Here is a 9,287-nt window from a genome sequence, read left to right as displayed (position 1 = left end):
TGTTCCCCTCCCCTTCGGTGTGGCCGGGCCCGCACGCGTCCCCTTCCCCGCCGACGTGGCCAGGCCCACCGACGTCCCCCTCCCCGCCGACGTGGCCGGGCCCACCGGTGTTCCCCTCCCCTTCGGTGTGGCCGGGCCCGCACGCGTCCCCTTCCCCGCCGACGTGGCCAGGCCCACCGACGTCCCCCTTCCCGCCGACGTGGTCGAGCCCGCCGGTGCTCCCCTCCCCTTCGGCGCTCCCCTCCCCGTCGGAGCTGCCGGGTTCGACGCTCTCCGCCTCCTCGTGGGCGGGACCGGGCCCGGTGGGAGCCCGCACACCCGCGGCCCGGCCGGGTCCGCCGGGACGCTCACCGCCGGCGGTCGGCCCGGGCATCGCGAGTGGCCGGTCCCGGGACGTGGGGCCGCGCCCGTCGGGCCCCTCCTCGGTCTGCCGCCAGGCGAGCGTGTGCGTGGCAGGCAGGTCGATGAAGCGGGCCGGGACGCCGTTTTCCAGGGCCCAGCGGATGGCCACCCACTCGGGGCTGAACTCGGCGAACGGCCAGAACGCCGAACGGCCGGGCTCGTCCACGGCGTGGGCGAGCAGGGCGACCGGGGGCCGCAGGTCCGGGTCGGCGGCCAGGGGGATCAGCGCGTCGGCCTCGGCCGGCCCCTCGATCAGGACGGCGCCGGGACGGGCGGCGTCCAGCGCGGCACGCACCGCTCGGGCGGAACCCGGCCCGTGGTGCCGCACGCCGAGCAGCAGCGGCCCGGAGGCGAACGCCTTGCCCCAGCCGGTGTCGGTCCCGGTCCCGGTGTCGGTGCCCCAACCGGTGTCGGTGCCGGTGCCGTTGCCCCAGCCGGTGCCGGTGCCGGTGCCGGTCATACGCTCACCTCCCGGCAGGCGCGGTAGAAGTCCGTCCAGCCCTCGCGCTCGCGGACGACCGCCTCCAGGTACTCCTGCCAGACCACCCGGTCGGCCGCCGGGTCCCGCACGACGGCACCGAGGATCCCCGCGGCGACGTCGGCCGGCCGCAGCACCCCGTCCCCGAAGTGCGTGGCCAGGGCGAGGCCGCCGGTGACGACGGAGATCGCCTCCGCCGTGGACAACGTGCCGCTCGGCGACTTCACCTTCGTGCGTCCGTCGGCGGTGATGCCGTCGCGCAGCTCGCGGAAGACGGTCACGACCCGGCGGATCTCCTCGATGCCGTCCGGCACGGCCGGCAGGTCGAGGGAGCGGCCGATCTGCTCCACGCGGCGCGTCACGATGTCGACCTCGGCGTCGGCGCTCTCGGGCAGCGGCAGCACCACGGTGTTGAAGCGGCGGCGCAGCGCGCTGGAGAGGTCGTTGACCCCACGGTCGCGGTCGTTGGCCGTGGCGATGAGGTTGAAGCCACGGACCGCCTGGACCTCCTCGCCCAGCTCCGGAACGGGCAGGGTCTTCTCGGACAGGATCGTGATCAGCGTGTCCTGCACATCGGCCGGGATGCGGGTCAGCTCCTCCACCCGGGCCGTCATGCCCTCGGCCATGGCGCGCATGACCGGGCTGGGTACGAGGGCGTCGCGGCTCGGGCCGTGTGCGAGCAGCCGCGCGTAGTTCCAGCCGTAGCGGATCGCCTCCTCCGGCGTCCCGGCGGTGCCCTGCACGAGCAGGGTGGAGTCGCCGCTGACCGCGGCCGCCAGGTGCTCCGAGACCCAGGTCTTGGCGGTGCCGGGCACACCGAGCAGCAGCAGGGCGCGATCGGTGGCGAGCGTGGTGACGGCGACCTCGACGATCCGACGCGGCCCCACGTACTTGGGTGTGATCAGCGTGCCGTCCGGCAGGGTGCCGCCGAGCAGATACGTCGCCACCGCCCACGGCGACAGCTTCCAGCGTGCCGGACGCGGGCGGTCGTCCTGCGCGGCCAGCGCCGCCAGTTCGGCCGCGAAGGCGTGTTCGGCGTGCGGGCGCAACGCCTGGGCGGTCTGGTCGCGGTCGGGTTCGGCGGTCGTCGGTTGCACGGACACAGACATGGCTGAGGCCCCCTCCAGCTCGGCCGGTTCGGATCTGCCACCCACCGTGCACCACGCCACTGACAATCGCTCCGACCTGCACAGACTCGGTCACCGGGCCGATTGTCAGTGGCGGCCCCTACCGTCGTTGGCATGACTGAGCAGGGGGTGCGCTGGACTGCGGACCAGGTGCTGGCACTGGCGCCTGACGCCGCGTCACGCAAAGCGGGGAGCAAACTCGCCACGGCCGGGCCGTGGTCCGGGGTGGCGAGCGGGGAGGGGACGGTGTGGGGGCTGTGCAGGGGCAGTGGCGGCAGGCCGTACCGGACAGTGGTGGACCTCACCGGCCCGGCGTACAGGTGCAGTTGCCCGAGCCGTAAGTTCCCCTGCAAGCACGCGCTCGGCCTGCTCCTGCTGTGGGCGGGCGACGAGGGCTCCGTACCGGCGTCCGCGCCGCCGCCGGACTGGGCGGCACAGTGGCTGTCGGACCGCCGGGCACGTGCCGAGACCCGGCGGACACCGGCCGAGGGGGGCTCGACCACTGCCGGGCCCGCCGATCCCGAGGCGGCTCGGCGCCGCGCCGAGCGCCGAGCCGAGCGGGTCACGGCGGGTGCCACGGAGCTGGAGCAGCGCCTGGCGGACCTGCTGCGCGGCGGCCTGGTCTCGGCCGAACAGGCGGGGTACGGCAGGTGGGAGGAGACGGCGGCCCGCATGGTCGACGCCCAGGCACCCGGACTGGCCGCTCGGGTGCGGGAGTTGGGGGCGATCCCGGCGTCGGGCCCGGGCTGGCCGGCCCGGCTGCTGGAGGAGTGCGCCCTGCTGCACCTGCTCGGCGAGGGATGGCTGCGCCGTGACCGGCTGCCGAAGGCCCTCGTGGACACGGTCCGCTCCCGGCTCGGCCTGCCCGGCACCGCGGACGGCCCTCCGGTGCGCGACCGCTGGCTGGTCCTCGCCCAGCACGACACGGCGGACGCGAAACTGACGACGCGCCGGATATGGCTGCACGGCGCCGAGTCGGGCCACACTCGGCTGCTCCTCTCCTACGGTGCGGCGGGCAGGGCGCCCGAGCTGGCCCTGCCGGTCGGCCTGGCCCTCGACGCGGAGCTGTCCCCCCACCCGGGCGGCGGCCGGTCCCGGGCGGCTCTGGGCGAGCGGTTCGCCCCGCCCGCTCCGGCCGCGTTCCGGCCGCCGGGCGTGACCACGGCCGAGGCGGCGGCGGGGTACGGCGATGCCCTGCGCGACGATCCGTGGCTGGACTCGGTCCCGGTGACCCTGGATCGGGTGGTGCCGGTCCCGGACGGCGAACGATGGCAGCTGGCCGACGCCGACACGGACTCGGCCCTAACGCTGTCCCGGGCCACCCGTGACCGCCCCGGCCTGTGGCGCCTGGTCGCCCTGTCCGGCGGCGCCCCCGTCAAGGTCTTCGGCGAATGCGGGCACCGCGGCTTCACCCCGCTGACGGCGTGGCCGGAGAAGACGGGCGAGGCGGTGCCCCTGTGCTGACCCGACCGCCCTCGCCGAACGCCTCCCGCACCCGGCCCCACGACAGGCCCACCGGGCGGCCGACGACCTCCGCCGCCGGCGACACGGACACCGCAGCCGGCACGGACATCGGTGCCAGCACCATCAGCACCGGCACCGACCTCTCCGAATCCGCCGGCCACACCGCGCATGCCGCGCCCCACACCGAGGCGTACACCGCCCGGCCCACGCCGACATCTGCGCGCCCGCCCGGCGTCCAGCCAGTCGCGCATCCTTCGGAAGGGACGGTCATGAACGCGACCCCGGCGCCGACGCCACCCACACGCCTCACACCTGCCCGCCCGCCCGGCATCCGGCCAGGGCGCCTCCTCCAGAAGGGGCGGTCATGAACGCGATCCCGTCCGCGACGCCTCCCGCGGGCCCCTCCCGGGCCCCCGCCACGCCTCCCGCAGCGCCCTGGGAGGACCTGGTCACCCATGCCCTGCTGGGCACCGACCGGCGCTCTCCGGAGCCCGGTACGTCCGGTCGGGCGGCGCCGGTCGCCCTGCTGGACGCGGCCGCCGTGGCGACCGTACGGCGGCGTGCCGGGCTGCGGCCGGCCGCGGCGGCGCGACGGCCGGAGCCGGCCCCCGAGGACCCGCGCCCTCCGCTGCCCGCCGCGGCGGCGCGACGGCTCGCGACGCTGCTGGCCGACCGTTCCGGCGGCACGGCCGGCGCCCGGCGAGGCAGCTCCCCGGACCTCACGGAGCTGCTCCCGCAGTGGCTCGCGGTGGCCGGGGCACACGGGTACGCGGCTCCCCCTGAGGCGCTTCCGGCGCTCCTCGACGCGGCCCGGGGCCGTACGGACCTGCGCCCGGCGGCGCTGGCGTTCGCGGGTCCGCGGGCGCTGTGGCTGGCCCGGCTGAACCCCGACTGGCGGTTCGCCCTGCGCGCCGCCCCCGGTGGAGGCGCGGCGCTGCCCGGGCCGGAGGACGCCGAGGCGGTGCACCGGCTGTGGCGGGAGGGGTTGTTCGCCGAGCGGGTGGCCCTGCTGGGGATGCTGCGCGCCCGTACGCCGGCGCTCGCGCGCGACCTGCTGGCCTCGACCTGGCCGACGGAGCGGGCGGAGGACCGGCTGATGTTCCTGGACTCGCTGCGCACGGGCCTGTCCGGGCAGGACGAGCCGTTCCTGGAGCAGTCGTTGGCCGACCGCAGCCGCAACGTCCGGGCCACGGCGGCCGAACTGCTCTCCACGCTCCCGGATTCCGCCCTCGCCGCGCGCATGGCCGTACGGGCCGCCGCCTGTGTGGCCCTGGACCCCATGGGGGGCTCGCCGTCGATCGTGGTGGAGGCGCCGCTCGAGTGCGACTCCGGCATGGAGCGGGACGGCGTGGTGGCCAGACCGCCCGCCGGTCGGGGGGAACGGTCGTGGTGGCTCGGTCAGTTGGTGGAGGCGGCGCCGCTGGGCGTCTGGCCGGGGCGGCTCGGTGGCCGCGGCGCGCGGGAGATCGTGGCGCTGCCGGTGGCGGACGGCTGGCAGGACGAGCTGCACGCGGCCTGGTGCCGGGCGGCGGTGCGGCAGGGGGACGCCACCTGGTCGAGGGCGCTGCTCGGTTCACCGTCGGCGCCGGAGGCGGGCGGCCCGGGAGCGGTGTCCCTGTCGGAGCGGGCCAAGCTGCTCGCCGCTCTGGCACCGGCCGAACGCGCCGAGTGGGTGGCCGGGTTCATCGCGGCCCACGGCCTGTCGGAGGCCTTCCAGCTGCTCGGCGTCTGCGCGGTGCCCTGGGCTCCGCCCTTGGGCCGGGCGGTGGTGGACGCCCTGAACATCGCCCGGGACGCTGGCAGTTATCCCTGGAGCTTCAGTGGGGTGATGGGACTGGCGGAACGCTGTCTGGACCCGGCGGAGACCGCCCGGCTGGAGGCACTGCTGGCGATACCCGACGAGCGGGAGGACGCGGCGCCCGGCGCCGGCGGTTACTGGGCGGAGGCCTTCCAGCGACTGGTCACCACGCTGCGGTTGCGGGCGGAGATGGCGGCGGAACTCGCCCCCGCCCCACCCGCCCCACCGGCACGGACGCCCGCTCGAGCGGTGCCGACGCCGGGATGACAGCCGTACCCGGCCACGCCCTCACCGCGAACGCCCCTCGCCCGCCCCGGACACCCCAGCCCGGCAAGCCCCCGGACAGCCCCGGAACACCCGCCTGGCCGCCACACGCGGCCACCCGACCCACGTGGCCCACGCAACCGCTCGGCCGCGCCACCGCTCTGCCGCACAGCCACGCGACCGCTGTGCCGTACAGCGCGCCGCCACGCAACCGCTCAGGGCCTCAGCCGCTGAGCCATACAGCGCGCCGCCACGCAACCGCTCAGGGCCTCAGCCGCCCAGGCCCCCGAGCACGCAGCCGCTCAGGGCCTCAGCCGCCGGAGGCCGCCGGCTGGCGGACGTTCGCACGGACCCATTCCACGATCGACGTGGTCGTCGCCCCGGGCGTGAAGATCTCCGCGACGCCCTTCTCCTTCAGCGCCGGGATGTCCTCGTCCGGGATGATGCCGCCGCCGAAGACGAGGATGTCCTCGGCCTCCCGCTCCTTGAGCAGCTCGATCACCGCGGCGAACAGCGTGTTGTGAGCGCCGGAGAGGATGGACAGGCCGATCGCGTCGGCGTCCTCCTGGATGGCGGTGTCGACGACCTGCTCCGGCGTCTGGTGGAGGCCGGTGTAGATGACCTCCATACCGGCGTCGCGCAGAGCGCGTGCGATGACCTTGGCCCCGCGATCGTGGCCGTCGAGCCCCGGCTTGGCCACCACCACGCGGATCGGACCGGCTGCCACACCCATCACTGCCTCCATCAAACGATCACGGAAGCGATCGCTTCCGTCCGTAACGACAAGTACCGCACTTTTGGCGCGTCCCGCCACCCGTCGCGAAGTGAACGAACGTTATCCCCAGCATCCCGCAACCGGCAGTTTTACGGTGCGCGGCGAGGGGGAAATCACACAGTGGGACATCAGGGCACACGGGGGCCGAGCCGTCCTCCGTGTGCCGACGGGAGGTCGGCCGATGAAGGTCAGCGGGATAGTGCCACTCTTCCTCCCGATCTGCCGCCGTCTGTGGCCCGGCAGACTGGCCGGACTGTCCGTGACGCTGCTCAAGGCGACGGCCCTGGAGGCCGCGATCCTGGCCGGTCACCTCCTGCTGTACCCGACCGGCCTGACCCCGGAACGGCGCCCCGCGAACCTGCCCGTGGGGCCCACGTCGTCCGCCACCGGCGACGGCGCCGTCCCCCTGCCGGTGCGGGCCGGTCCGCCGGTGGTGCTGCTGCACGGCTTCATCGACAACCGTTCGGTGTTCGTGCTGTTGCGCCGCAACCTCGCCCAGCACGGCAGGCAGCGGGTGGAATCGCTCAACTACTCTCCGTTGACCTGCGACATCCGCACCGCCGCCGAACTGCTCGGCCGGCATGTCGAGGAGATCTGCGAGCGCACCGACAGCGCACGGGTGGACATCGTGGGGCACAGCCTCGGTGGTCTGATCGCCCGGTACTACGTGCAGTGTCTCGGCGGTGACCGGCGGGTGCGCACCCTCGTCACCCTCGGCACCCCGCATTCCGGGACGCGGGTGGCGCCGCTGGCCGACGCACACCCGATCGTGCGGCAGATGCGGCCCGGCTCGGCGGTGATCGAGGAGCTGTCCCGGCCCGCGCCCGGCTGCCGTACGCGGTTCGTCAGCTTCTGGAGCGACCTGGACTCACTGATGGTCCCGCTGGAGACGGCCTGCCTGGAGCACCCCGATCTCGACGCGGAGAACGTCCGGGTGAGCGGCATCGGACATCTCGCGCTCCCCCTGCATCCCGCCGTCGCGACCGGGATACGCGAGGTTCTCGACGCCCCACAGCCCGGGGACCGGCGCGCCGGCGGCGTGACAGTCGCCTGACGGCGGCCCGGCCGTCCCGCGATGACGTGCCACCGGCGTTGCGGGCGGCCCGGCAGGGCCCGACAACGCGAGGCACAGCGGGCCCACAGGTGACTCAGCGTCACCCCACATCGAACATTCATCGAACACAAAGCCAAACTCGCGACCGCCGCCCCCGAAACACGGCCGAATGCCCCTTTCCGGCCCGCTCGAAACCGGCGGAAGATTGTCGCGCCCACGTACCGCCGGGTACAGTCGCCGCACTGCTCTGGCAGCCCCTGTTGTCGAGGCGAAAGAGAAGTTGGTGAACGACCGTCACCCGCCGGGGAACTCGACCCCTCCGGCCCCGGCTTCCGACGCCTCTGCTCAGCACTACACGCCGTACGGCGCCACGGAAGTCACCTACGACGACCTCACCACGTACGGCGGCTACGACGCCACCGGTTTTGCGGGCGGTTCGACCGGTACCACGGCCTTCGACCACGACCCCCTCTTCGGCAGTCTCCCGGGCAGCGGACAGCCCACCGGCGCGTACGACACCACGCAGTGGCAGACCGGCACCGGCCAGATCCTGAACCACGATCCGTACGCGGCCCAGCACCACGCCGCCTACGACTCCGGCGGGTACGACACCACCGCCTGGACGGTCCCCGCGCAGGCCACCGGACACGATGTGAGCGGCCAGTGGGACGCGAGCGCCTGGCTCGAGCCCGACCGGACCGCCGGCGCCGACGCCACCCAGCAGTGGGGGTGGGGCACCCAGACCCTCGACACGGGCGCGTACGACGCCACGCAGTGGAACCCGGCCGGCCAGGCCGCGCCGACGGAGTCCGAGCAGGTCGGCGAACCGTTCGGCCGGCAGGCCACCGCCACGTTCGAGCAGGTCGGCGACGCGCACGCGACCGCCGGGTTCGAGCAGGTCGGCGACGCGCAGGCGACCGCCGCGTTCGAGCAGGTGTCATACGAGGACGCCGTCTTCGAGGAACCGCACGGTGGCGAGGACGCGGCGACCACCACCGGTGAACTGCCCGACGGGCACGTCCTGCTGGACGATCAGGAAGAGGTCACACCGCCTCCCGCGCCCCGGGCCGGCTCGCGCGGCGCCGGGCGTTCCCGGCGCCGTACGCCCGCCAAACGGTCGGCTCTGCTGACGGTCGCCGTGCCCTCGGCCTGTGTCATGGGAGTCGCCGGGATCGCGGCGGCCTCGGTGAGCGCCCTGACCGAGGACTCGGGCGAGGCCACCGCCGCCTCCCCGGACGAGGCGCACGTGGTGCAGCCGGCGATCGCCAACAGCAAACTGGATACCCAGCTCAAGACCCTCTCCGCCGGGGCCGACGACTTCGCCCACCGGGCGAGCCGTACGCAGGAGCGCATCGACCTCAGGGCGCAGCAGGCGCTGGAGCAGAAGAAGGCCGCCGCGGAGGCCGCGCTGAAGGAACGGCTGCGCCCCAAGTTCGCCCTGCCGGTCACGCAGCGGGGGCTCAGCGCCTACTTCGGGCAGGCGGGCGTGAACTGGATGTCGGTGCACACCGGCATCGACTTCCCCGTCTCCTACGGCACCACGGTGATGGCCGCCACCGACGGCACCGTCACGACCAAGTGGAACAGCGCCTACGGCAACATGATGATCGTGACGGCCAAGGACGGCACGGAGACCTGGTACTGCCACCTGTCCAGCTATCGCGTGGCCTCCGGTACGACCGTCAAGGCGGGCCAGCCGATCGCCTACTCCGGCAACTCCGGCAACTCCACCGGGCCGCACCTGCACTTCGAGGTCCGGCCGGCGGGCGGGGCGGCCATGGACCCCCTGCCGTGGCTGCGCAGCCACGGACTGGACCCGACCTGAGCCCCTGAGGGGCCGAGCCCCGCCGAACCGGCGGGGCTCACTTCGTCCATGGTTCTACCGGTTCCGCCGGCCACCACAGGGTTTTGTCCCTGGGCGTCCC

General features: G+C 74.5%; 7 protein-coding genes. 4 read left to right on the top strand and 3 right to left on the bottom strand.

Translation table 11 applies throughout. The features are described 5' to 3' along the window. Together ABVB68_RS10230 and ABVB68_RS10225 are read right to left on the bottom strand one after the other, a co-directional pair. A partial coding sequence (locus ABVB68_RS10230; RefSeq protein WP_353600579.1) for a DUF5682 family protein occupies positions 1–862 on the bottom strand: 862 nt, incomplete at its 3' end. Then, positions 859–1,989, bottom strand: a complete 1,131-nt coding sequence (locus ABVB68_RS10225) for an ATP-binding protein (RefSeq protein ID WP_353600578.1) — start codon at positions 1,987–1,989, stop codon at positions 859–861. The genes ABVB68_RS10225 and ABVB68_RS10230, both read right to left, overlap by 4 nt. Positions 1,990–2,121: 132 nt before the next feature. Here ABVB68_RS10225 and ABVB68_RS10220 point away from each other — a divergent pair, with 132 nt between their 5' ends. Together ABVB68_RS10220 and ABVB68_RS10215 are read left to right on the top strand one after the other, a co-directional pair. Then, complete coding sequence (locus ABVB68_RS10220) at positions 2,122–3,471, top strand: SWIM zinc finger family protein (protein ID WP_353600577.1); 1,350 nt, start codon at positions 2,122–2,124, stop codon at positions 3,469–3,471. A 364-nt stretch (positions 3,472–3,835) separates the two neighbouring features. Beyond that, positions 3,836–5,536, top strand: a complete 1,701-nt coding sequence (locus ABVB68_RS10215; protein WP_353600576.1) for a DUF5691 domain-containing protein — start codon at positions 3,836–3,838, stop codon at positions 5,534–5,536. Positions 5,537–5,843: 307 nt separating this feature from the next. Here the strand turns inward: ABVB68_RS10215 and icmB are convergent, their stop codons facing one another. Continuing rightward, positions 5,844–6,266 carry a coenzyme B12-dependent isobutyryl CoA mutase small subunit gene (icmB, locus tag ABVB68_RS10210; RefSeq protein WP_353600575.1) on the bottom strand — a complete coding sequence of 141 codons (423 nt, stop codon included), beginning with the start codon at positions 6,264–6,266 and terminating at the stop codon, positions 5,844–5,846. A gap of 223 nt (positions 6,267–6,489) precedes the next feature. Between icmB and ABVB68_RS10205 the strand changes: the two genes are divergently transcribed. Next, entirely contained in the window at positions 6,490–7,362 is an 873-nt protein-coding gene (locus ABVB68_RS10205; RefSeq protein ID WP_353600574.1) for an esterase/lipase family protein, read from the top strand. Between the two features lie 283 nt (positions 7,363–7,645). Continuing rightward, complete coding sequence (locus ABVB68_RS10200) at positions 7,646–9,187, top strand: M23 family metallopeptidase (RefSeq protein ID WP_353600573.1); 1,542 nt, start codon at positions 7,646–7,648, stop codon at positions 9,185–9,187. The last annotated feature ends 100 nt before the right edge of the window (positions 9,188–9,287 follow it).

It is taken from the genome of Streptomyces sp. NPDC096012 (genome assembly GCF_040426375.1).
Classification (GTDB): Bacteria; Actinomycetota; Actinomycetes; order Streptomycetales; family Streptomycetaceae; genus Streptomyces.
Note: the sequence above shows the minus strand (reverse complement) of the source record. Positions and strands in the feature narration are given on the sequence as shown.

Excerpts from the sequence above, each read along its gene's own strand:
- ABVB68_RS10220 (WP_353600577.1), top strand. The coding sequence starts at position 2,122 with ATGACTGAGCAGGGGGTGCGCTGGACTGCGGACCAGGTGCTGGCACTG.
- ABVB68_RS10205 (WP_353600574.1), top strand. The coding sequence starts at position 6,490 with ATGAAGGTCAGCGGGATAGTGCCACTCTTCCTCCCGATCTGCCGCCGT.
- ABVB68_RS10215 (WP_353600576.1), top strand. The coding sequence starts at position 3,836 with ATGAACGCGATCCCGTCCGCGACGCCTCCCGCGGGCCCCTCCCGGGCC.
- icmB (WP_353600575.1), bottom strand. The coding sequence starts at position 6,266 with ATGGGTGTGGCAGCCGGTCCGATCCGCGTGGTGGTGGCCAAGCCGGGG.
- ABVB68_RS10225 (WP_353600578.1), bottom strand. The coding sequence starts at position 1,989 with ATGTCTGTGTCCGTGCAACCGACGACCGCCGAACCCGACCGCGACCAG.